Source organism: Arthrobacter sp. 05T444 (genome assembly GCF_056395905.1).
Map to the genome: position 1 here is coordinate 1 of NZ_JBFTKK010000008.1, position 21,755 is coordinate 21,755.

At 65.7% G+C, this 21,755-nt stretch carries 20 protein-coding genes; 11 read left to right on the forward strand and 9 right to left on the reverse strand.

What is annotated here, in order from left to right; translation table 11 throughout:
- Positions 1-964 (reverse strand): multicopper oxidase domain-containing protein (locus AC1DD3_RS09540; RefSeq protein ID WP_476881502.1); only part of this gene is annotated, 964 nt, incomplete at its 3' end.
- 826 nt (positions 965-1,790) lie between these two features.
- On the opposite strand from AC1DD3_RS09540, the gene AC1DD3_RS09545 reads away from it, so the two are divergent.
- The gene (locus AC1DD3_RS09545; RefSeq protein ID WP_476881581.1) at positions 1,791-2,642 is read left to right on the forward strand and encodes a lipase family alpha/beta hydrolase; all 852 of its coding nucleotides are present in this window, start codon (positions 1,791-1,793) and stop codon (positions 2,640-2,642) included.
- 23 nt (positions 2,643-2,665) lie between these two features.
- On the opposite strand, the gene AC1DD3_RS09550 is transcribed toward AC1DD3_RS09545, so the two are convergent.
- The 3 genes from AC1DD3_RS09550 to AC1DD3_RS09560 form a co-directional block, all read right to left on the reverse strand.
- The gene (locus tag AC1DD3_RS09550) at positions 2,666-4,255 is read right to left on the reverse strand and encodes an FG-GAP repeat domain-containing protein (protein WP_476881503.1); all 1,590 of its coding nucleotides are present in this window, start codon (positions 4,253-4,255) and stop codon (positions 2,666-2,668) included.
- Between the two features lie 200 nt (positions 4,256-4,455).
- Entirely contained in the window at positions 4,456-5,454 is a 999-nt protein-coding gene (locus AC1DD3_RS09555) for a LacI family DNA-binding transcriptional regulator (RefSeq protein ID WP_476881504.1), read from the reverse strand.
- 146 nt (positions 5,455-5,600) lie between these two features.
- On the reverse strand, positions 5,601-6,959 hold the full coding sequence (locus AC1DD3_RS09560) for an MFS transporter (protein WP_476881505.1): 1,359 nt from the start codon (positions 6,957-6,959) through the stop codon (positions 5,601-5,603).
- 205 nt (positions 6,960-7,164) lie between these two features.
- Between AC1DD3_RS09560 and hisD the strand changes: the two genes are divergently transcribed.
- From hisD to AC1DD3_RS09575, 3 genes are read left to right on the forward strand one after another with little or no spacing between them, the layout of a single operon-like run.
- Positions 7,165-8,511: a histidinol dehydrogenase gene (gene hisD / locus AC1DD3_RS09565; protein WP_230117830.1), complete on the forward strand. Its 1,347-nt coding sequence runs from the start codon at positions 7,165-7,167 to the stop codon at positions 8,509-8,511.
- 8 nt (positions 8,512-8,519) lie between these two features.
- Positions 8,520-9,266: an SDR family NAD(P)-dependent oxidoreductase gene (locus AC1DD3_RS09570; RefSeq protein ID WP_230117831.1), complete on the forward strand. Its 747-nt coding sequence runs from the start codon at positions 8,520-8,522 to the stop codon at positions 9,264-9,266.
- A gap of 52 nt (positions 9,267-9,318) precedes the next feature.
- Positions 9,319-10,284: a 3-hydroxyacyl-CoA dehydrogenase family protein gene (locus AC1DD3_RS09575; RefSeq protein ID WP_230117832.1), complete on the forward strand. Its 966-nt coding sequence runs from the start codon at positions 9,319-9,321 to the stop codon at positions 10,282-10,284.
- Between the two features lie 28 nt (positions 10,285-10,312).
- Here AC1DD3_RS09575 and AC1DD3_RS09580 read toward each other — a convergent pair whose 3' ends face one another.
- The 3 genes from AC1DD3_RS09580 to AC1DD3_RS09590 all read right to left on the reverse strand — a co-directional run bounded on the left by AC1DD3_RS09580 (position 10,313) and on the right by AC1DD3_RS09590 (position 12,932).
- Positions 10,313-11,365: an LCP family protein gene (locus tag AC1DD3_RS09580; protein WP_476881506.1), complete on the reverse strand. Its 1,053-nt coding sequence runs from the start codon at positions 11,363-11,365 to the stop codon at positions 10,313-10,315.
- Positions 11,366-11,510: 145 nt separating this feature from the next.
- The gene (locus AC1DD3_RS09585; protein ID WP_230117834.1) at positions 11,511-11,837 is read right to left on the reverse strand and encodes a carboxymuconolactone decarboxylase family protein; all 327 of its coding nucleotides are present in this window, start codon (positions 11,835-11,837) and stop codon (positions 11,511-11,513) included.
- Between the two features lie 51 nt (positions 11,838-11,888).
- Positions 11,889-12,932, reverse strand: coding sequence for an NAD(P)-dependent alcohol dehydrogenase (locus tag AC1DD3_RS09590; protein WP_476881507.1), 1,044 nt, complete (start codon positions 12,930-12,932; stop codon positions 11,889-11,891).
- Between the two features lie 187 nt (positions 12,933-13,119).
- On the opposite strand from AC1DD3_RS09590, the gene AC1DD3_RS09595 reads away from it, so the two are divergent.
- From AC1DD3_RS09595 to AC1DD3_RS09620, 6 genes are all read left to right on the forward strand, one after another.
- Positions 13,120-14,094: a helix-turn-helix transcriptional regulator gene (locus tag AC1DD3_RS09595; RefSeq protein ID WP_230117836.1), complete on the forward strand. Its 975-nt coding sequence runs from the start codon at positions 13,120-13,122 to the stop codon at positions 14,092-14,094.
- Between the two features lie 23 nt (positions 14,095-14,117).
- The gene (locus AC1DD3_RS09600; protein WP_230117837.1) at positions 14,118-14,936 is read left to right on the forward strand and encodes an HAD family hydrolase; all 819 of its coding nucleotides are present in this window, start codon (positions 14,118-14,120) and stop codon (positions 14,934-14,936) included.
- A 7-nt stretch (positions 14,937-14,943) separates the two neighbouring features.
- Positions 14,944-15,762 carry a glycerophosphodiester phosphodiesterase family protein gene (locus tag AC1DD3_RS09605; protein WP_476881508.1) on the forward strand — a complete coding sequence of 273 codons (819 nt, stop codon included), beginning with the start codon at positions 14,944-14,946 and terminating at the stop codon, positions 15,760-15,762.
- 183 nt (positions 15,763-15,945) lie between these two features.
- On the forward strand, positions 15,946-16,176 hold the full coding sequence (locus AC1DD3_RS09610; protein WP_476881509.1) for a DUF6480 family protein: 231 nt from the start codon (positions 15,946-15,948) through the stop codon (positions 16,174-16,176).
- Between the two features lie 68 nt (positions 16,177-16,244).
- A complete protein-coding gene (locus AC1DD3_RS09615; RefSeq protein ID WP_476881510.1) occupies positions 16,245-18,083 on the forward strand; it encodes a thiamine pyrophosphate-requiring protein in 1,839 nt (612 codons plus the stop codon).
- 96 nt (positions 18,084-18,179) lie between these two features.
- Positions 18,180-19,304: a glycerate kinase gene (locus AC1DD3_RS09620; protein ID WP_476881511.1), complete on the forward strand. Its 1,125-nt coding sequence runs from the start codon at positions 18,180-18,182 to the stop codon at positions 19,302-19,304.
- A 46-nt stretch (positions 19,305-19,350) separates the two neighbouring features.
- On the opposite strand, the gene AC1DD3_RS09625 is transcribed toward AC1DD3_RS09620, so the two are convergent.
- Both AC1DD3_RS09625 and AC1DD3_RS09630 read right to left on the reverse strand, forming a co-directional pair.
- Positions 19,351-20,013, reverse strand: coding sequence for a DUF6766 family protein (locus AC1DD3_RS09625; protein WP_230117841.1), 663 nt, complete (start codon positions 20,011-20,013; stop codon positions 19,351-19,353).
- 79 nt (positions 20,014-20,092) lie between these two features.
- The gene (locus AC1DD3_RS09630) at positions 20,093-20,581 is read right to left on the reverse strand and encodes a DUF6328 family protein (protein WP_230117842.1); all 489 of its coding nucleotides are present in this window, start codon (positions 20,579-20,581) and stop codon (positions 20,093-20,095) included.
- Positions 20,582-20,840: 259 nt separating this feature from the next.
- Here AC1DD3_RS09630 and AC1DD3_RS09635 point away from each other — a divergent pair, with 259 nt between their 5' ends.
- A complete protein-coding gene (locus tag AC1DD3_RS09635; protein ID WP_230117843.1) occupies positions 20,841-21,740 on the forward strand; it encodes an SDR family oxidoreductase in 900 nt (299 codons plus the stop codon).
- The last annotated feature ends 15 nt before the right edge of the window (positions 21,741-21,755 follow it).

Here is a 21,755-nt window from a genome sequence, read left to right on the forward strand (position 1 = left end):
CGTTCTTCGGGTCATAGATCGGGTACAGCCCCACCATGCCCTTGTAAACATTTGAACCTGTGTGGTCCATGCGGTGGTCGTGGAACCAGAAGAAACTCTGCTTCTCGCGGTCATCTCCACCGGCGGGCCAGTTCAGATACAGGTTGTCGCAGAACGTCTTCGGCAGGTAGCCCTCGTACTTGGGCCCGCTGGTCATGGAGTAGTGCGGGTTGCCGTCGCTCTCCGGTGCCGTGTGGCCGTTGTGCAGGTGGGTCAGGAAGGACCAGTCCGGGGAACCGAAGTCCTGGCGATCCAGGTTGAGCGGGTTCTCGTCCAAGTGGTTCTCGAAGCGGACCAGCGCCGGCCTGCCGTATTCGGCGTTGATCATGGGTCCGGGGAAGGTCCCGTTGAAGCCATAGATCGTGCTTTGCGGCAAAGTCCGCTTGGTGCCCGCAGGGTACGTCTTGCCCTTATCGTCAAACGAGACTGTCGGGCGGCCGTTTGCGTCGATCGGCAGCACCTGCGAGGTGGTGAACGCGTGCTGCCGCAACAGCAGGTCGATCTTATAGACGAGCGGGTCCGGATAGCCCACTTTGTTCGGCCAGATCTGGTGCTGCTCATTCTTAAAGGAACTCTGCTGGCCCTGGCCCGGGCCTGGCGGTTCGTTCCACTCGCTGTAGCCCTTCACAAAGCTGTCGCCCACCTTGGGTACAGGGGCCAGGGCCTTGGGAATAGTCAGCTTGTCGGTAAACGGGGCGATGATCAGCGGGCTGGTCGGGAAGGCCTCGATATAGAAGATCAGGTCGCCAAGCGCCGTTGACGTGGCAGCGAAAGCACCGTCCGGCGAGAGCAGACCTTTCTGGGCGAGCAGCGGGCCAGCCCAGCCCTGCGCCGCGACGAGCGCGGCGCCGGCTCCTCCGGCTGCCCCCAGCCGCAAGAGCGTACGGCGGGATACCCCGCCTGTGTTTGTAGATTCCTGCGACATCTGTCTGCGCCTCCTTCGTTTAGGGGCCGGAAAGGCCCCGCGGCCCCCGGTCATCGATACCCAGGCCGTTCCCGGAGCGTTGTGATCACCGGGGACTTCATGCCTTGCGGGGCCGACAGTGCGTTGTCGTTGCCCCGCGCAACCACTGTGGGGTGCAGGACTTGGGAAAACATTGCTATCAGCGGGGTGCATGACCCCTCAATGAGATGGGTATAGGAATGCCTGCCTGCAAGGTGGTCATCGGCTGGGCGAACGACGGCGGCACTCTTCTCCAGCGGAAACGCCGGGCCAGTTAGCCGGAACCGTTGCTTGCGTCCCGGCATGCGCATAGCCTGTGTCTCGCAAGTGTTCTTCAAACCTTGTTGGGGGGAGGCTTGAACAGCCTTCATCTCGAGGGGCACTTGCCGAAAAGGCTGGCTCCACGGTCTCAGCACGCCTGGAGCCAGCTTCGGCATCTCTGGACGCGAAACGCCGGCGGCAGGCAGCACAATCCGCTGCCCCTAAAGACTGGCTTCAGCAGTGTCCCGGGGAAGCGGCTCCTGAACATTCGTGCACGTAGCCGGGTTGCTCTCGCCAGGTCCTCCCGTGCAGGTCCTCCCACGCCACACGCGTACTCGTCAGTAACTTAGCGGCCTGGGAGGCCGATCGCCTTTGGTCAGGACCAGCGGCGGCCGGGCTGAATGCATGCACAGAAGTGCAAAGGGCATGTGGGCAGGCATGCGGGCTGCCTACGCTCGAAAGGCCGCCCCATGATCTAGGTCACACTCTCACCGTGGCCATTCTGGCCGGCGCACGTCCCGCAGACACGCAAAACGAAGAGGTTTCCATGTCGCTGCTCAAGAAAACTGTCTCAATAGCCGCCGTCGCGCTCCTTGCCGGCTGCCTCGGTGCGCTGCCCGCCCAGGCCGACGCCATCGATGTCTCTCCTCCCGGAGCCAATGACTGGTCCTGCAAGCCGTCGGCGGCCCACCCCTATCCGGTGATCCTGGTTCCCGGGACCTTCGAGAACATGGCGAAGAACTGGGTCACCATGTCTCCGTACCTCAAGAACGCGGGGTACTGCGTCTTCGCCCTTAACTACGGCGAAACCAACGGAGTGGACGCCACGGCACCCGTAGCCGACTCCGCCCGGGAGCTCGCCCCGTTCGTTGATGCGGTGCTGGCTGCGACGGGGGCAAAGAAGGTGAACCTGGTGGGACACAGCCAGGGTGGAATGATGCCGCGCTACTATATGGGATTCCTCGGCGGGGCCAAAAAGGTCAACCAGCTCGTGGGAATCGCACCCTCCAACCACGGAACGCAGGGAGTAATTGGCCCGCCGCCGGACGTCGTGCCGCCGGTGGCCGGTTCCGCCGGTTTCGCCTGCGCCGCGTGCGCAGACCAGCAGGCAGGATCGGCGTTCCTGCAGAAACTGAACTCCATCGGGGACACGGTGGCAGGTCCTGCCTACACCGTGATTTCAACCACGCACGACGAGGTGGTCACTCCCTACCAAAGCCAGTTCCTCTCAGGTCCGGCGAGGCAGGTCACCAACATCACCATCCAGGACAAGTGCCCGGCCGATCTGATCGGACACGACCAGACTCCCAACGACCCCGTGGTCCGGCAGCTCGTTGCCAACGCTCTCGGGATGACGGCCGGTCCCGCCGACCCCGCCTTCCAGCCCAGGTGCCTCTAACGGACCATGCCGCCGCAACGTGCTCAGAAGAGCGGGGCGAGCCCGTTCCAGCCGGCCCCCACCCGCACACGTGAAAGGAAGGTGCCGGCGCCGCTGCCGGGGTAGAGCCACAGCACGCCGGCGGCGTCACGCGCCAGCACGTCAGCGGTGCGGTCACCGTTGAAATCACCGGGGCTGACGACGGCGGTCATGACGTTCCAGCCGACGCCTACCCTGACGCGGGGGAGCCAGCCGCCGGTACCGCTGCCGGGGTACAGCCACAGCAGGCCGGTGGCTGTTTCCCGTGCCAGCACATCCACGGCACCGTCGCCGTTGAAGTCGCCGGGGCCCACGAGGGCATTGAAGACGTTCCACCCGGTGCCCACCCTGACGCGCGGCAGGAATCCTCCGGTGCCGCTGCCGCGGTACAGCCAGAGGCCTCCAGTGGCGGTTTCACGCGCCAGGACGTCGACGCGCTGGTCGCCGTTGAAGTCACCCGGCCCAATGATGGCGCTGAAGATGTTCCAGCCGATGCCCACCTTAACGCGGGCCAGGAATCCGCCGGTGCCGTTGCCGCGGTAGAGCCAGAGGTTGCCGGTGGCCGTCTCACGGGCAAGCACGTCCAGCGGGCCGTCGCCGTTGAAGTCGCCAGGGGTCTCAAGTGCGTTGAAACCGTTCCAGCCGGTACCGATGCGCTGGCCGGGAAGCCTGCCGCCGTGCCCGGTCCCCGGGTACATCCGCAGCTCTGCGGTGGCCGTGACCCGGGCCAGGATGTCGGTGTTCCAGTCCCCGTTAAAGTCCGCCGTCGACCGCGACAAGGCGGACGCAGGGACGGGCAGGGGAGTGAACGCGTACGGGTCGCAGGTCAGGTCGTAGTCCCGGACGTCGTCGTACCACTGTGACAGGTACACACGCCCACCGGAGAAGCTGGGCTTGCGGCAGAGATCGAGGGCCTCGGAGGGGAAATCGAGACGGCCGGCCGTGGCCCAGACGGGCACGCCGGGCAGCCGCCAAGAACCGGTAATGCTTGCCCAGCCGGAGGCGAAGGAATAGACGCCATAGGAGAAGCGGGCATCCCGCAGGCCGCGCATCAGGCCCTCGATGACATATCGGTTTTCGCGCTGCTGCAGGGCAGTGGCCGTGGGCCAGGGCTGGGCGGGCCGGGGTTCGACGTCGATCCAGACCACCCGCGGCGTGAATCCTGTCCGGGTAAGGCTGGCCACTGCGAAACGTGCTTCGGCGTAGCCCACGTTGGACAGCTGGCCGGCCCGGGTGGCGGCAGACCACGGCCCCTGCGACCGGTACGTTGTGAGCTGCGCCGCGGTGGGGAAAGCCGCCATGGTGTACGCCTGGGCGGGCTTGCCGCTGGTCCTCACGAAGCCCACCTGGCTGGCAAGGCACGGGTTTTCGGTGAAGGGGAGACCCTTCGTCAGGCCCACCACGACGAACTGGGATGACGCGGGCGGGAGAGGCAGGCCAAAGCCGCCGACCGCCGTCGGGCACTGGGGCCAGGAGATGTCATGGCCCCTCAGCGATACTGCCTGCGCAGGAGGTGCAGCCGGAACGTAACCGAGGAGCAAGGCCAGGAAGACGAGGAGCCCGATCAGGAGGCGCCGCGTCGACACCGCGGTCACGGCGACCACCGGCTCCTGACGGCGGCCACGGGGCAACCGCTGATGTTCCGCCCGCCGATGTACGTTGCGGGGTGTACCAGCCCGGAATCACGAGCTTCGCCATCCATTGCCGTTCGCTCCTTTGCCACCACCAGTTTACGTCCGGAGGCGGCGCCAGGCTCCCAAAGCCCGGCCAGGTCAGCTCACGGAAGCGCCGGCGGTCAGGAGCCGCTGGTGGCCTTGGTGCTTCCGCGGACGATCAGGTCGCACGGGAAGTTGACCCGCCGGGCCGGCTGGCCCGGACTGTGGATGCGTTCCAGCAGCATCCGCGCCCCGACACGGGCCATCTCGCGGCTGGGCTGCCGGACGGTGGTCAGGCTGAAGGAGTCCCAGGCGGCCATGTCGACGTCATCGTAGCCGATCACCCAGCAATCCTGGGGCTGGATCTCGTTGGCGCGCAGGGCATCGAGGGCGCCAAAGGCCATCAGGTCGTTGGCGCAGAAAACAGCCTGTGGACGGTCCGCGCGTGAGAGCAGCCTGTTCATGACCTGGGCGCTGATGTCGTGGGAAAAGCCGCCCTGGAAACGGAAATGTTCCGGAACGGTGTGCCCCCGCTCCGCCATTCTGCCGAGGAACCCCAGGCCGCGCTCGCGGGAGGTGCTTGCGTTTTCAGCGCCACCGATGAACGCGACCTTGGTTTTGCCGTTGGCCACCAGATAATCGGCGACGGCGGCGCCGCCGTCAGTGTTGCTGCTGGTGACCTGGTCACATTCCAGGCCTTCCACGACGCGGTTGATCAGGACGATGGGGCTGTTCTTTTCTATGGCAGCCTGCAGTTCCAGCGAGTCTTCCGTGGCGGTCGTGAAAATGACTCCGTCGACGGCATGTTCCCGGATGGCCTTCAACGCGTCGTGGTGACTGCCGCCGCCCGCGTTCCAGATAACGACGCGGAAGCCCGCTGAGTCGAGCTCGCGGCTCAGCTCGTCAAGAACCTCCGGGTAGAAGGGGTTCGTGAGGTCGGCAACCACCACTCCGATGGTGTTCGTTTTCCTGGTCTTCATGGCCTGGGCGCCGGCATGAGGTACGTAGCCCAAGGTTTCCATGGCTGCCTGAACGCGCGCCTTCGTGGCAGGCGAAAGCTTCGCGGAGGAGGACATGACTCTGGACACGGTGGCCTGTGAGACGCCGGCCAGTTCTGCCACATCACGGCTGGTAACCATTGCGTCGCCCTCCTTTCATCTTGTTTACGCCGCAGGTGCGCAGAGGATTCCCGCTCTCCGTTGTTTCAGAGTAGCCAAAGTTTCGGACCTGCACCTGCAGGCGACTGCCTTTGGAGGCAGCCGCCTGCCTTTGCAGTGGCGGGGTATTACCGGCCGGTTGTCGGGTCGTATTCGGCGCTAAGGCCACGGCGGAACCGGACCCGGGGCGCCGTCTCAGGCGACCACAGCGCTCCTACAATGGTGATGATCGACGTGACCACCATGTAAAGGGCAACGAGCCAGTACCGGTCGAACTCAGGACCGATGAGTGCCGTGGCGATCAGCGGTGCGAAGCCTCCGGCGAAGACAGCCGCGACCTGCGGACCGACTGAGGCTCCGGAATAGCGCAGTTTGGGTTCAAAGAGTTCGGTGAAGTAGGCCGGTTCCACGGAATAGCAGAGGTCGCGGCCGACGTTGCAGGTCAAGATGAGCACGAGCACGAGCATCAGGAAGTCACCTGTCTGCACGGCCCAGAAGAAGGGGAAGGCCATCAGGAGCATGGTGGTTGCTCCGGCGATCACGGTGTAGCGGCGTCCCCAGCGGTCGGATACCCAGCCCCAGAACGGGATGGAGAAGATGCCCAGGCCTGCCATGATCATGGTGGCCAGCAGGATGCTGTTCTTTTCCAGCAGCACTGCGGGGCCGTAGGCGAGCAGGAACGTCGTGTAGATGTAGTAGTTCGCGTTCTCGGCAAACCGCATCATGATGACTTTGAGGATGGTCAGCGGGCGGGTCTTGATGACTTTGACCACCGGCATCTTCTCGATCTCACCCTTGCGCTTGATTTCTTCGAACGCCGGGGATTCGTCCACCTTGCTGCGGATGTAGAAGGAGAGCGCCACCAGCAGGATCGAGACGAGGAACGGGATGCGCCATCCCCAGGCCACAAAAGCCTCCGGTGAGATCAGGTAGCCCATGATGTAGAAGGCGCCGTTGGCCAGCAGTGTCCCTTCCGGCACGCCGATCTGCGGCCAGGAGCCGAAGAACCCGCGCCGCTCGGCCGGGGCGAACTCGGTGGCCATCAGCGCGGCGCCGCCCCATTCGCCGCCGACGCCGATGCCCTGCACGATCCGCAGGAGGACCAGCAGGATCGGGGCGGCGATGCCGATCGTGGCGAAGTTGGGCAGGCAGCCGATGAGGAAGGTGCCGCCGCCCATCAGACCGAGCGTCATCATGAGCATTTTCTTCCGGCCCAGGCGGTCGCCGAAGTGGGCAAAGATGACGCCTCCGATGGGGCGCGCCGCGAAGCCAATAGCGTAGGTGCTGAAGGAGAGCAGGATACCGACGAACGGACTCGCCTGCGGAAAAAACTGCGAGTTGAGGATGATGGCAGCGGCGACGCCGTAGACGTAGAAGTCGTACCACTCGATGCAGCTGCCCAGCACGGAGGAGACGAGGGCCTTGCGGCGCATCTTTGGATCAATGGCGGGTGGCGCTGGGGTTGCTGTTGTCGCGGGGGTGCTCATTCAGAGACTCCTTTGTCTTCGACCGGACTGTGAGCGCAGCCACACCGGCTGCCTCGTGAAAAGGAGTGTATACGTATTCAATTCATCACTACAAGCCCTTGTGTCGAAAAATGTATACGTATACACTCGTTCATCATGCAGGCCGGATGGCTTGGATCGGGGCGCTCCAGCAGTCGCCCATCAATGAAGATGGAAGGTAAGCCTGATGACGGTTACAAATGAAATCAGTTCGGCCGTGGAGTCAACGATGCTGAAAGAGCCTGCCCGGAACAGCGTGGCCCGGGGAAGTACGCCCGAGGTCCGGGCGACCGTGGAGGGCGTCATCGCAGATATCCGCGAACGCGGCGACGCAGCCGTCCGCGAGTATTCGGAGAAGTTCGACAAGTACGCGCCCGAATCGTTTCTCCTGAGCCAGGATCAGCTTGACGAGATCATGGCCCGCGTTCCGGAGCAGACCATTGAGGACATCAAGTTCGTCCAGGAACAGGTCCGGGTCATGGCGCAGAAGCAGCTTGCGTCCCTGTCCGACTTCGAAATCGAAACCCTGCCCGGAGTGTTCCTCGGGCAGAAGAACGTACCGGTCCAGGCTGCCGGCGCGTACATACCCGGCGGAAAGTACCCGCTGCTGGCCAGCGCCCACATGACCATCATTACTGCCAAGGTCGCCGGCGTGGAGCGCGTCGCGGCGTGCACCCCGCTGATCCAGGGCGAGGTGCCGGACGCCACCGTCGCGGCCATGTATCTGGCCGGTGCCGACGAGATCTACCTTTTGGGCGGCATCCAGGCGGTCGCCGCGCTGGCCATCGGCACCGAAACCATCAAGCCGGTCAACATGCTGGCCGGCCCCGGCAACGCCTTCGTCGCCGAAGCCAAGCGCCAGCTCTTCGGTGAGGTCGGCATCGACCTCTTCGCCGGGCCCACCGAGGTCCTCATCGTTGCCGACGAACACGCGGACCCGTTCATCGTCGCCGTCGACCTCCTGTCCCAGGCCGAGCACGGGCCAGACTCGCCCGCCGTCCTGATCACTACCAGCGGGGAGCTGGGCCGCAAAGTCATCGAGCACATCGACACCATCCTCGTGGACATGCCCACCCGCGATTACGCCGCGGCCGCATGGCGCGACTGGGGCGCAGTCCACGTCGTTGAAAATCTTAACGAAGCGTACGTCCTGGCCGACGAGTACGCCTACGAGCACGTTCAGATCCTCACGCAGAACCCGCGCGAAGCCCTTGACAAGATGCACGACTACGGCGCACTCTTCCTCGGCGAAGGGACCTGCGTGTCCTATGGGGACAAGGTCATCGGCACCAACCATGTGCTTCCTACCCGCGGCGCCGCCCGGTATACCGGCGGCCTCTGGGTGGGCAAGTACCTGCGCACCGTCACGTACCAGGAAGTGACCAACACCGAGTCCAGCGCCTTCTTCGGTGAGCTCTGCGGCCGCGCATCCAGGGTGGAACGGTTCGAGGGCCACGCCCGTTCGGGCGACGTCAGGGCGGCGAAGTACCGCGGCACGTCCCTGCCCTGGTCGGACCACACCTTCGAAAGCTAAGGGCCAGGGTGCTGAATTTCCGCCTGGACGGCAAGAATGCACTGGTCACGGGGGCATCCCGCGGACTCGGCAAGGCCATCGCCGATGGCCTTGCCGAGTGCGGCGCCACCGTGTATGGAACCAGCCGTGACGCCTCAAGTGCCCGCCAGATCAGCGAACGGTACGGAACGCCCTCCCTTCCCATCGACGTGACCCGGACCAAGGACCTGCGTCGATTCGCTGCCACCCTGATGCATGACAGCGGAGGTATTGATCTGCTGGTCAACAACGCAGGCGTCAATGTACCCAAGCCGGCGCTGGAACTGACAGCCGACGACTGGGATACCGTTTTTGACACCAATCTCAAGGGCAGCTTCTTCCTGACCACGGCCATCGCGCAGCACTGGATGGACCGGGGAACGCCGGGCGCCGTCGTCAACGTCGCGTCCCAGGCGGGAATCGTCGGAATCGAGGAACGGGCAGCCTACGGGACCAGCAAGGCCGGCCTGATCCATCTCACCAAGATCCTGGCTCTGGAATGGGCCCCGGCCGGAATCCGGGTCAACGCCGTCGCACCGACCTTCGTGCGCACGGAACTGACAGCATCGACCCTCAGCAGACCTGAATGGGCTGCGGAGCTGCTGTCCAGAATCCCGATGGGACGGTTCGGTGAACCGGAAGACATCGCGGGGGCGATCGCGTTTCTGCTCAGTGACGCCGCCTCGCTGATCACGGGCCACACGCTGGCCGTCGACGGCGGTTACACGATCCGCTAACCGTGCCCGGCCCTTCGGTCCTGCGCGCCCGACCTTTCCTAGGAGCATGTTCATGACAATCGTTGACACCTTTACAACCACGGCCGTCGTCGGCTCAGGCTACATGGGCGGCGGAATCGCGCAGGTACTGGCTTTGCACGGCTACGAAGTCGCACTGGGCGACGTCGACGGCGAGACCGCCGAACGGGCGCGCGTCAGGCTAGTCGAACAAGCCCGCGGGTTCGAGGCCCACGGACTGTTCCCGGAGGGGGCGGCCGAGGTCATTGCGGGAAACCTTGCCGCTGCGGGCAGCATTGAGGAAGCGGTGGCGGCGGCGGACTTCATCGCCGAGGCGGTTCCAGAAGACCCAGGGCTAAAAGCCAATATCCTTCGCCGGATCTCGACGGCTGCTCCGGCCGGCGCTGTCATCGGCACGAACACCTCAGCCATCCCCATCGGAGAACTGGCCCTGTCGGTGGCCGGTCCGGAGCGGTTCCTCGGCGTCCACTGGATGAATCCCGCCCCGTTTATCCCCGGTGTCGAACTCATACCCGGCCCGGACACAGACCCCGTTGTCCTGGACCTCGCCGAGGAGCTCATCCGCGGCGTGGGTAAGACACCGGCAAAGGTGGCTGACACGCCGGGATTCGTCGCCAACCGGCTCCAGTTCGCGCTGTACAAGGAAGCGGTTCAGATTGTTGACGATGGTGCCGCTACACCTGAGCAGATCGACACAGTAGTCAGAAACACCTTTGGGTTCCGCCTGGCTTTGTTCGGGCCCTTTGCGATCGGGGACATGGCGGGACTGGACGTCTACGAATCATCGTTCCGTACTTTGGAAAGGGCCTACGGTGATCGGTTTGCGGCTCCGGAAGCGCTAGCCGTGATGGTCAAGGATGGAAACCTTGGCCTCAAAAGCGGCCTCGGTTTCCTGGGCATCGATCCGGATGACCGGGACGCGCTGCTGGCCTACCGGGACAGTGCTTACGGGCGGCTTTCGCACCTGCGGGCGGAGCTTGGAGAGGCGCCAGGGCTGTAGGCGGTACGTCCGGAGGCGGCGCCAGGCTTCAGCGGGCGGGTTGGATCCCCGAATCCTTGATGTACTGGGCCACGCGGTCCCCGGCAAGGGCCGTCCTGATCTTGGTGATGGCTGCCGGGTCCTGCAGAACTATTGACCGTCCGTCGTCGGACGTGCCGACACCCGCCGTGGGAAGGGCAAAAAACACGCTGTCCTGCAGCCGGATATTCCGCAGGCTGTACGCCAGTCCCGCCACGGCTGGCGCGTCCAGGCCGGCATTGACGGCGAAAAACGAGGAGACGGAGCTGACCACCTTACGGAGCGTCTCCGGGTTCGTCAGCGTTTTCGGGCTGAGGAGCTTTGCGATCAGCGCCTTCACGAAGGTTTGTTGGTCCCGCACCCGCTGGTAGTCGCCGTCAGCGAATGCGTAGCGCTCGCGGACAAACTCAAGTGCCTGGGCACCGGTGAGGGTCTGCTTGCCGGGCCTGAACACGTGGCCGCTGTCGTGGGTTGAAGTGAACGGCGTCCTGACGTCCACTTCAACCCCGCCCAAGGCGTCCACCAACCCCGTGAACCGTCCGAAGTCGATCAGGACAGTGTGGTCGATGTGCACCCGGAAGAGTGACTCGACGGTCTGCGTCATAAGGGGTACGCCTCCCAAAGCCAGGCCGTCATTGATTTTGGAGAAGCCGTGGCCCGGAATGGCAGCCCAGGTGTCCCGCATGACGGAGATCCCGTAGGCATGCCTGCGGTCCGCGGTGATGTGAACCATGATGATCGCGTCCGCCCGCTGGTCCGTGGCGACCCTCGCGGCGGCCGCCTTCGCATTCGGCTCCCGGGTGTCGCTGCCCAGCAGCAGGATGTTGACGCCCCGCCCCCGGAGCTTGTCGACGGGGACCGCGGGAGCCGAAGGCGTCGCCTTTGGCGAGGGAGTGGCGGTGGGGGATGCGGACGTTGCCGGAGGAATGGCCGGGGCGGCCGCCCGGTTGCCAGGGTGGCCCTGTACCCAGACGAAGACGCCTGCCAGGACGGACATAAGGACCCCCAGCGTTACAAGGAACAGCAGCACCTTAGGCTGGACGCGTCGTCGCTGGTCGCTCATGGGATAACTATGTGCCTGAAATGACCCGATGGGAAAGGACTCGCCGGGCGGCCTGAATGTGCCCTGAAAAAGCCCGGAATCGGTGCGGCTTTTGTCCCTTCCACCCTCCGCAGCCCCGGACGGGGCTGCGGAGTCAATGGTGGAACTAGCTGGCTCGGAAGAGGTCCTTCGCGACCGCCATGGCGGACATCGCCTTCGGCCATCCAGCGTAAAAGGCCAGGTGGGTGATCACCTCGATGAGCTCCTGCTCGCTGGCGCCATTGTCCTTGGCCCTGCCCAGGTGGTGGGCCAGCTGCTCAGTGCTGCCGCTCGTGATGAGACTCGCGACCGTTACAAGGCTGCGCTCCTTCGGGGTCAGCTCCGGTCGCTCCCAGACCTGGCCGAACAGGACATCGTCCGTGAAGCCCACCAGTGCGGGCGCGAAATCGCCAAACAACTTCTCCGCGCCGGAAGGTTCCTTAGTGTCTGTCATTGTCTTCACTTTCTCAGTAGTCGTTCAGTGCCAATGCCCCTGTGGCAACGCTTAGCTGAGGGTGGCGGTGTCTATGACGAAGCGGTACCGGACGTCGGAGACCAGGACGCGTTCGTAGGCGTCGTTGATCTTGCTGGCCGGGATGACCTCGATCTCCGCGCCGAGCTGGTGTTCGGCGCAGAAGTCGAGCATTTCCTGGGTTTCGCGGATGCCGCCGATGGCGGAGCCTGCGAAGGACCGGCGCCCCATGATGAGTGAGAACACGTTCACCGGGAGCGGTTCCGCCGGTGCGCCCACGTTGACCAGGGCGCCGTCGAGGGTCAGCAGCTGCAGATAGGAGCTGATGTCGATCTTCGCGCTGACCGTGTTGATGATCAGGTCGAAGGTGCCCGCGAGCCGTTCGAACGTGCCGGGATCGCTCGTGGCGAAGTAGGCGTCCGCACCCAGGCGCAGGCCGTCTTCCTGCTTCTTCAGGGACTGGGAGAGAACAGTGACGTCGGCGCCCATGGCGTGGGCGAGCTTGACGGCCATGTGGCCGAGCCCGCCGAGGCCGACAACCGCGACCTTCTTGCCGGGGCCGGCGCCCCAGTGGCGCAGCGGCGAGTAGGTGGTGATGCCGGCGCACAGCAGGGGAGCGGCGACGTCGAGTTCGATGCCCTCAGGGATGGTGACCACGAAATCTTCGGCCACTACGACGTGGGTGGAGTAGCCGCCCTGGGTGATGGTTCCGTCGCGGTCCACGGCGCCGTAGGTGCCTGTCATGCCGGCGAGGCAGTACTGCTCCTCGCCCTTGAGGCAGTTGGCGCACTCCATGCAGGAGTTGACCATGCAGCCGACGCCGACGCGGTCGCCCACCTGGTGCCGGGTGACCTCGGCGCCGATCTCGGTGACGATGCCGGCGATTTCGTGGCCGGGGACCAGCGGGTACTGCTGGGGTCCCCAGTCGCCCCGGACGGTGTGGATGTCTGAGTGGCAGATGCCGGCGTACTTGATCTCGATCAGGACATCGTGGGCGCCGACGTCCCGGCGCTCGATGGTGGTGGGAACGAGTTCCCCGTCAGCGGACGGGGCGGCGTAAGCGTTGGCGGTAAGCATGTGTCTCCTGTTTCAGGATCGGTTGGCAATGCCCCGCCAGAGGGGATCACCCGGCGGACCTTGTCGGCCGCGAGCGGGGCGGGGCACCATCCATACAACCCTGTTTGGTTCGGATGAGGGAGTCACTGCTGATACAGGTACTGGCAGGGACTCCCTCCGGGCCCCGCAAACTCCTAGCCTTGAGGCTATGGATAACCGCAACGAGATCCGTGACTTCCTCGCCTCCCGACGCGCCAAAATCAGCCCGGAACAGGCTGGACTGCCGGTCTACGGCGGTAAACGGCGGGTGCCCGGACTCCGCCGAGGGGAAGTGGCGACGCTTGCGGGCGTGAGCGTCGAGTACTACACCCGGCTGGAGCGCGGAAGCCTCGGCGGCGTGTCGGAGAGCGTGCTTGAGGCGTTGGCCAGGGCACTTCAGCTCGACGACGCCGAACGGTCGCACCTGTTCGACCTGGCCCGGGCTGCCAACACCACACAGCCGCGGCGTCGTCCCGCCCAGCAGCGCGTCCGGCCGAGCGTCCAGTTCGCCCTCGATTCGATCACCGACGCCCCGGCGTTCGTGCGCAACGGGCGCATGGACATCCTGGCCGCCAACCGGCTGGGCTATGCGCTGCACTCCGAGATGTACGTCAGCCCAGGGCGGCCGGCCAATTACGCCCGGTTCATCTTCCTGGAGGAGGAACGCTCCCGCCGTTTCTTCCCCGACTGGGAGCTGGCGGCCAACAACATGGTGGCCATCCTGCGCGCCGAGGCCGGCCGCGACCCATTCGACCGGGGACTGAGCGACCTCGTGGGCGAGCTCTCAACCCGCAGCGGCGAGTTCCGCACCCGCTGGGCCGCGCACAACGTGCGCCGCCACACCACCGGATTCAAGCACTTCCACCACCCCGTCGTCGGCGAGCTGCACCTGATGTTCGAGGCGATGGACCTCTCCGCGGACACCGGACTCTCACTGTTTATCTATCCGCCCGAGCCCGGTTCTCCCTCCGCGGACGCCCTGCGGCTCCTGGCGAGCTGGGCGGCAACGCAGGCCCTGGCTGCCGAAAGCCAGACCGGGCGTGAAAACGAGGCCGAGCGGACCCCGGCAGCCAAGGCCCCGGCCGCCAAGACACCGGCCACGCGGCAGGACTCGGCCCCGGCGGCCGCGGGGGACGGCGTCTGACCGTGCCCACGTAGACTGGCAGGATGCGGTTGGTAGCAAGTGACATAGACGGAACGATCCTTGGGCACGACGGAAAGATCAGTGGCCGCACGGTCCGGGCATTCCACGCCTGCCGGGAGGCCGGCGTCGAACTTGTCTTTGTCACGGGCCGCCCGCCGCGCTGGCTGCACCCGCTCGAAGAGCAGCTGGGGCACACCGGCACGGTGATCTGTTCGAACGGCGCGGTGGTGTGGGACCTCGAGGCGGGCCAGCTGGTATCCGCCCGGACCATGGCCCTCGCGGACGTTTTCGAGGCCCGCCGGATCATCAAGACACTTCGTCCCGCAGCCCTGTTTGCCGCCGAGACCCTCACCGGCTTCCACCTGGAACCGGGCTTCATCGAGAACGGCTCCAGTGAGCTTCTTTCCGAGTTCACCCCCGCTCCGCTGGCCGAGACGCTCACGGCGGATGACGCCGTCGTGAAGTTTCTCGCCATCGTCCGCGAAGGCACCGCGGATGACTTCCTCGCGGAGGTGACTCCAGCAGTCGGTAATCTAGCCACCGTCACGCACTCGGCACCCACCGTCGCCATGCTGGAGCTGTCGGTCCCGGGCATTAACAAGGCCGTGACGCTGGCTGAATACGCTGCGTCGCGGGGAATCGACGCCGCGGACGTGGTGGCCTTCGGTGACATGCCCAACGACATCGAAATGCTCCGCTGGGCCGGCCACGGTTACGCGATGGCCAGCGGCCATCCGGAGGCGATCCGCGCCGCCGGGCAGCAGGCACCGCACTTTGACGACGACGGCGTGGCCCAGATTCTCGAGGAAAAGCTCGCCGAACTCGGCGTCAGGCTGCCGTAAAACGACCGTGGCTCTGCCCTTTTTCTCCCCTTCGGGCCGTGGCGCCGGTGCCGCCGGAGGCGCGCCCGTCGCCATGGCGCACCGTGGCTTCTCCCGCGAGGGCCTGGAGAACTCCATGGCAGCGTTCCGCGCCGCCGTCGGGATCGGCTACCGGTACCTGGAAACGGACGTGCACACGACATCCGACGGCGTGCTGCTCCTCTTTCACGACGCGGCACTGGACCGGATCACGGACGGCGCCGGACGGATCGCAGAGCTGACCGCCGCCGAGGTTGCACGGGCCAGGATCGGGGGCCTGGAACCGGTGCCAACGTTCGATGAACTCGTGGCCGCCTTCCCCGACGCCCGGTTCAATCTCGACGTCAAGGACTGGAACTCAGTCCGCAGCCTCGCGGCCGCCATCGAGCGGCACGCCCTGCACGACCGTGTCCTCATCGCCAGCTTTTCGGACCGCCGACGCCGGGCGGTACTGCGGCTGCTCAGCCGCCGCACTGCCTCCTCCGCGGGGACGGCGGCCAATGCAGCCTTCGTGGCGCTCTCGCCGCTGCTGGCCGTGCCCGGTGTGGGTGCGCTGGCGCGGGCGGTCGTGGGCCGTGTGCTGCGCGACGTCGATGCCCTGCAGGTGCCGGTCCGCTACCGTGCTGTTCAGGTGGTGACCCCCGGCTTTGTCCGCCGCGCCCACGACCTGGGGCTGTACGTCCACGTGTGGACCATCAACGAGCCGGCCGAGATGCACAGGCTCCTGGACCTCGGCGTGGACGGCATCGTCTCCGACCGCGCCGACCTGCTGAGGGAAGTTCTGGTGAGCCGGGGCGCCTGGTCCTAGCCGGAACCTCCGGCGTGGCCGGATTTCGCGGCATCTGACTGGTCCAGAATCATCAGCATGCTTACAATTAGTCCAGTGCCCCCGGGTAGTCCAGTGCCCCCGGGGCCCCGGAGGGCCGAGCTCCACCGTCACCAAAGTCCGTTGTATTTGCATACGACCCTAACCACGGAGGACCGCAGGAACATGAGCAGCTATCACCCCGAAAACGACCCCGCCAACCCGGACCAGCCCGGCTCCGCCGATGCGGCCGGCGAAAAGGAACATGGAACCGAACGGAAAGACCCTGCCGGTTCGCCCAACCCCGACCCGCTGAATGGAAACATCACCGGACTCGAGCCCGGCGGAGGCGTGCCGCCGGGTGAGACGCCGCCGGCGGAGGACCAGATGAGCGGGGACCAGGGGCACGAGGAGTAGCCCAGAGTCCATACTCCGAGGGCAGGGCAAGCCCGGTATCTTTCACATCTTGAGCAGGGGAGTCTTCAATGGCTGATCGGCTGGTTGCCGACGTAATGGTGGAACGCCTCAAAGCCTGGGGCGTGGACAGGGTCTTCGGATACAGCGGCGACGGTATCAACGGCTTTATGGGTGCCCTCCGCCGCGCCGGCGACGGCGGCAAGTCGGGCGGCGTCCAGTTCGTCCAGGCCCGGCACGAGGAGACTGCCGCATTCATGGCTGTTGGCCACGCCAAGTACACCGGGGGAGTGGGCGTGGTGACGTCCACGCAGGGACCTGGTGCGGTGCATCTCCTGAACGGCCTTTACGACGCCAAGCTGGACGGAGTCCCGGTCGTGGCGATCATCGGGCAGCAGAGCCGCAGCGTGCTGGGATCTGCGTACATGCAGGAAATCGACCTCCTGACCCTGTTCAAAGACGTGGCGGCACAGTTTGCGCAGATGGTGAGCACCCCGGAGCAGCTTCCCATGGTCCTGGACCGCGCCTTCCGCACGGCGCTTGAGACGCGGACGCCGTGCGTCGTGATCGTCCCGCACGACATTCAGAAGGCCCCGGCGCCGGAACTGGAGCAGGAGCACGGCATCATCGTGACCGCACCGGAATGGCGGCCCGCGCGGGTACTGCCGCGCGAGGACGACCTCGTGAAGGCCGCCGAGGTGCTGGACACCGGCCGCAAGGTGGCACTCCTGGTGGGCCAGGGCGCGAAGCATGCCCAGGCCGAGGTAGTGGCCATCGCGGAAAAGCTCGGCGCAGGCGTCACCACCAGCCTGCTGGGTAAGCCCTACGTCGACGAGACCCTGCCCTTTGCCGCGGGCACCATGGGACACCTTGGTTCCACGGCCAGCGCCCACCTGATGGGACACTGCGACACCCTGCTGATCATCGGTTCGAACGATCCCTGGACCGAGTTCTATCCCAAACCGGGCGCCGCCCGGGCCGTGCAGATCGACATCGACGGCCGGAAAGTGGGCAACCGCTACCCGGTGGAGGTGGGCCTCGTGGGGGACGCTGCGGAAACCCTGCGGGAACTCACCGCACGCCTCGGAAACGGAGCCGCCGGCGAAAGCGGCGAGGGGGCGGCCAGCGAGGCCCGCAAACAGGGGCGCGCGGGTGTGGAGGAGCAGGTTCACAGCTGGCATGCGCTACAGGAGGAGCGCTCCCGCGTGCCGGCGAAGCCGGTCAACCCGGAACTCGTGGTGCGAGAGCTCAACGGCCGGCTCCCGGCCAACGCCCAGGTGAGTGTCGACGTCGGCAGTTGCGTTTATTGGTACGCCCGCCAGCTGACCCTTCCGCCGGGAGTGCCGGCGCACCTGTCCGGGACTCTTGCCAGCATGGGCTGCTCCATTCCGTACGGCATCGCGGCCAAGCTTGCCCGGCCGGAGCGGCCGGTGGTGGCGCTGTCGGGCGACGGCGCCATGCAGATGGCGGGGATTGCAGAACTGGTGACCGTCGCACACCGCTGGCGGCAATGGGCTGATCCGCGCTTTGTGGTCTGTGTCTTCAATAACCGCGACCTCGCCGAAGTCACGTGGGAGCAGCGGGAAACAGAGTCCGAGCCGCGGTTCCCGGACAGTCAGGAGATCCCGGATTTTCCGTATGCCGGCTACGCGGAACTGCTGGGTTTGATGGGGATCCGGGTCGATTCCCCGGGGCAACTGGCCAGCGCCTGGGACCGCGCCTTTGCGGCGGACCGCCCCGTGGTGATCGAGGTCCTGACGGATCCGGACGTCCCGCTCCTGCCTCCTTTCCCCGCAGGCGCCGAGAAGCTGGACGGCATGCGGTCCGCCCTCTCCGCCGAAGGGCCGGACGGAAGCGGCGCCCGTGAACTCCTGGACACATACGCCGGCCAGGAGGAAGCACGCGCCTGATGGCGGGCGCGTGCTCCGGCCAATCAGTGGTTCAGGGAGCCGGCATGACGGAACCGGCAAGCGCGCGTTCCTGAGCCTTGCTGGCAGGATGGTGCCATGCGCATCCTCATCGCCCCGGACAAGTTCAAGGGTTCCCTCACCGCCATCGAAGCCGCCGCCGCCATCGCCGAAGGCGCCCTCCGCGTCTATCCCGACGCCGTAGCCAACCAGTTTCCGGTGGCCGACGGCGGCGAAGGGACGCTCGAAGCTGCCGTTGCCGCCGGGTACGAAGAGCGGCTCAACGCCGTCGTCGGGCCCATTCTCGCCCCAATCGGCGCGGCGTGGGCGCTGCGGAAGGATGCTTTCGGCGGAGCCACGGCTGTGATCGAGACTGCCCAGGCTTCCGGCCTGGCCCACATGGAGCCGACGCCGGAGAACTCCCTCCGCGCCCACAGTTATGGCTGCGGCCAGCTGATTGCCGCGGCCCTGGACGCCGGCGCCACGGAGATCGTGCTGGGCGTTGGCGGTTCGGCCATGTCCGACGGCGGCAGCGGCGCCCTGCGTGCGCTGGGGCTCAAGCCCCTGGACACGGCCGGAAACGTGGTGCCGCTGGGCGGCGGATCGCTCGCGGAAGTGGCAGCCCTGGATGTCTCGGGCCTCGATCCCCGCCTGACCGCCGTAAACTTCCGGATCGCCGTCGACGTTCAGAATCCGCTGTACGGCGCCGACGGCGCGGCACACGTCTTCGGCGCGCAGAAGGGTGCTGATGAGGACGCCGCCGAAAAGCTCGACGCCGGCCTGCGCAACTGGGCGTCCATCCTCAGGGAGGCCACGGGCCGGGACGTCAACGTCCCGGGATCCGGAGCGGCGGGCGGCTTCCCGGCGTCGTTCCTGGCCTTCACGCACGCCACCCTCGAAGGCGGCTTCGCCCTCGTCGCCGGGCTGACCGGGCTGGCCGAGCAGCTCAAGGACGCCGACCTCGTCATCACCGGCGAAGGTTCCATGGACTCCCAGTCCCTCACCGGAAAGGCACCCATCGCGCTCGCGGACGCCGCCCGGGAACGGGGCATCCCGGTGATCGTGGTGGCGGGGCGGATCCTGGTCACGCCGGAGGACCTGGCCGAACACGGCGTGGTGGCCGCGGCGCAGCTGCTGGACGTCGCCTCAAGCCCGGAAGACGCCGTCGCCAATGCCGCAAAATACCTTGCGTGGGCCACTTCCCAGGTGCTCGAAGGCGCTTAACACCGCATGCTTCGCCCCTAGGCCGGACCTTGCTGGACAGGTGCGCTCAGGCGCCGGTTTCGTAGTGCGGTTCGGCGACGGGTTTGGATTCGGGGGACCCCTTCTCGCGCAGGTAGACCGATGTTCCCACCAGCACCGCCACGGCGAGAAACTCGCTTTGCCAGTTCTGGAAAGACTCGAACCAGAACCGGCTCGTGGCGAAGTAGCCCAAGACGCTTACTGTCGGCTGGCCGTGGCTCTCCTGCTCGCTGTTGTAATCGTCGGCGCCACCAATGCCGTGCAGCACGAACGAGGCCAGGAACAGCAGCAGGAACATGATCGAAAGGGAGTGTTCATAAAGCTTCAGCACCACTCCGCCGCGCTTCACGGGCCACGGGGTGGCGTCCTTGATGGTGGCATTGCGGGGATCCTCGTCCTGCGGCGCGTCCTTTCCCATGGGTTTGGATTCCGAGGAGCCCTTCTGGAAAAGGAACACGGTGAGGATGACGTACATGCCCATCTGCAGGAATTCGGACTCCCAGTTTTCAAACGTGGCTTCCACAAAAGCGCCGGTGCCCAGATATTCCGCGACGGTGACGGCCGGCTGCCCGTGAGCGAGCTGGTCTTCGCTGTAGTTGCTGGCGCCGGTGAGGATCATGCCGCCAAAGAACGCCAGGAAGAGCCCCACGTTTGCCAGCAGCAGCCCGTGTTCCTTGGCCCATTTACGCATTGTTCCTCCGTGCTCTTTTGATTGATGCCCCGCCCTCACTGGAGCGGAGCCGGCAGTTTCTGTCCGGCTTCCGGGCCTGCTATCTCCGGGCCTGCCGGTGAAGATGCAGGGGGACATAAACGAGAAGGACGGCCAGCACCGCGAGCAGTACCAGCCCTGCGGTGAGTCCGGCGGTGCGCCCGGCCGTGACGTCGAAGACCAGCGCCGCAGTCCCGACGCTGAGGCATGCCACGCCGCCCAGTGCGATCTTGGTGATGTTGTCCGCACTGGACACCAGAGTCTCTTTGAGCCGGTGGCGGAACAGCCGCCGGTGCACGCTGACCGGCAGGAGGATGAAGGCGGTGGTCAGGGCGGCAAGCGCCACATTCACCAGATAGAGGCCGATCTGGAAGTCGTCGAGTTCCTTGAACCGCTGCTGAAAAGGCAGGGTCAGCAGGAAGCCGGCAAGGATCTGCACGCCCGTCTGCAGCACCCGCAGCTCCTGCAACAGCTCCATCCAGTTGCGGTCGAGCTGTTCCTCGCGGGTCTCATTCCTGCCGCTGCCTGCTGGGGCGTCCGGATCACTCATGCATCGACCTCCATCTGGCCTCAGGCGGGCCCGCCTGCTCCCAACGTAGGCTCAAGCCGGACCGAATTCAACAACTGCTAAGTTTGCTGACTAATTTCTATCAGGATGTGGACTTGGTCCTCAAACCTGCGTTAGGTTCGAAGAGTCGGACGCCCAATGGCCCACGGAGGGAGCCGTGGAAAGCGAACCGTGAAGCCGCCTCAATGGCCAGTCCCGCATGACCCTGCCCGTTAGAACCCTGACCGTTAGTAGGTGGACTATGAGTGACTCAGCAAAGCAGACTGACCAGCCCAGGGATCCCCGTGGTACCTACCACTCGGGACCCTTTCCCGAGCAGGAACAGAAGCAGCCGGGACTCACCGCCCCGATGGATCCGCAGCCGGACCATGGCGAGCTGAGCTACGAGGGCAGCGACAAGCTGCGGGGCAAAGCCGCGCTCATCACCGGTGGCGACTCCGGCATCGGCAAGGCGGTGGCTATTGCCTTCGCCCGCGAGGGTGCGGATGTCGCCATTTCCTATCTTCCCGAGGAGGAAGAGGACGCCCAGGACACGGCGGAATGGATCCGCAAGGCCGGCAGGCGGGCGCTGCTTCTCGCCGGCGACGGCCGGAGTGAAGAGTTCAGCACGAAGATCGTGGACGACGCAGTAGCGGAGTTCGGCAGGCTGGATGTGGTGGTGCTCAACGCCGCCTACCAGAAGAACCGGGACAGCTTCGAATCGCTTCCCACCGAAGAGTTCGACCGCGTCTTTCAAACCAATCTCTACTCACTGCTGTGGACCGCCCGTGCCGCCGTGCCGCACCTGACCGTGGGTGCGTCGATCATCACCACCGCTTCCATCCAGGCGTTCAACCCCTCACCGGGACTGATCGACTATGCCATGACCAAGGCGGCCCAGGTTGCCTTTACCAAGGCCCTGGCCCAGGAGCTCGGGCCTAAGGGTGTCCGCGTGAACGCCGTGGCGCCGGGCCCCATCTGGACTCCGCTTATTCCGGCCACGGAATGGCCTGACAAACTGCCCAAGTTCGGCCAGGACACGCCGCTGCAGCGCGCCGGCCAGCCTGCGGAACTCGCCCCGGCCTATGTCCTGCTGGCGTCCGACGCCGGCTCGTACATCTCCGGGGCAGTTCTGCCCGTCACCGGCGGCAAGGGGCTGTGAGCCGGGCCCTGGGCC

What these genes read in the sequence shown, in the direction of transcription:
- AC1DD3_RS09595 (WP_230117836.1), top strand. Translation starts at nt 13,120, where the DNA reads ATGGATAACCGCAACGAGATCCGTGACTTCCTCGCCTCCCGACGCGCC.
- AC1DD3_RS09585 (WP_230117834.1), bottom strand. Translation starts at nt 11,837, where the DNA reads ATGACAGACACTAAGGAACCTTCCGGCGCGGAGAAGTTGTTTGGCGAT.
- AC1DD3_RS09630 (WP_230117842.1), bottom strand. Translation starts at nt 20,581, where the DNA reads ATGAGTGATCCGGACGCCCCAGCAGGCAGCGGCAGGAATGAGACCCGC.
- AC1DD3_RS09560 (WP_476881505.1), bottom strand. Translation starts at nt 6,959, where the DNA reads ATGAGCACCCCCGCGACAACAGCAACCCCAGCGCCACCCGCCATTGAT.
- AC1DD3_RS09555 (WP_476881504.1), bottom strand. Translation starts at nt 5,454, where the DNA reads ATGGTTACCAGCCGTGATGTGGCAGAACTGGCCGGCGTCTCACAGGCC.
- AC1DD3_RS09590 (WP_476881507.1), bottom strand. Translation starts at nt 12,932, where the DNA reads ATGCTTACCGCCAACGCTTACGCCGCCCCGTCCGCTGACGGGGAACTC.
- AC1DD3_RS09615 (WP_476881510.1), top strand. Translation starts at nt 16,245, where the DNA reads ATGGCTGATCGGCTGGTTGCCGACGTAATGGTGGAACGCCTCAAAGCC.
- AC1DD3_RS09620 (WP_476881511.1), top strand. Translation starts at nt 18,180, where the DNA reads ATGCGCATCCTCATCGCCCCGGACAAGTTCAAGGGTTCCCTCACCGCC.
- AC1DD3_RS09575 (WP_230117832.1), top strand. Translation starts at nt 9,319, where the DNA reads ATGACAATCGTTGACACCTTTACAACCACGGCCGTCGTCGGCTCAGGC.
- AC1DD3_RS09610 (WP_476881509.1), top strand. Translation starts at nt 15,946, where the DNA reads ATGAGCAGCTATCACCCCGAAAACGACCCCGCCAACCCGGACCAGCCC.
- AC1DD3_RS09545 (WP_476881581.1), top strand. Translation starts at nt 1,791, where the DNA reads ATGTCGCTGCTCAAGAAAACTGTCTCAATAGCCGCCGTCGCGCTCCTT.
- AC1DD3_RS09600 (WP_230117837.1), top strand. Translation starts at nt 14,118, where the DNA reads ATGCGGTTGGTAGCAAGTGACATAGACGGAACGATCCTTGGGCACGAC.
- AC1DD3_RS09580 (WP_476881506.1), bottom strand. Translation starts at nt 11,365, where the DNA reads ATGAGCGACCAGCGACGACGCGTCCAGCCTAAGGTGCTGCTGTTCCTT.
- AC1DD3_RS09625 (WP_230117841.1), bottom strand. Translation starts at nt 20,013, where the DNA reads ATGCGTAAATGGGCCAAGGAACACGGGCTGCTGCTGGCAAACGTGGGG.
- hisD (WP_230117830.1), top strand. Translation starts at nt 7,165, where the DNA reads ATGACGGTTACAAATGAAATCAGTTCGGCCGTGGAGTCAACGATGCTG.
- AC1DD3_RS09635 (WP_230117843.1), top strand. Translation starts at nt 20,841, where the DNA reads ATGAGTGACTCAGCAAAGCAGACTGACCAGCCCAGGGATCCCCGTGGT.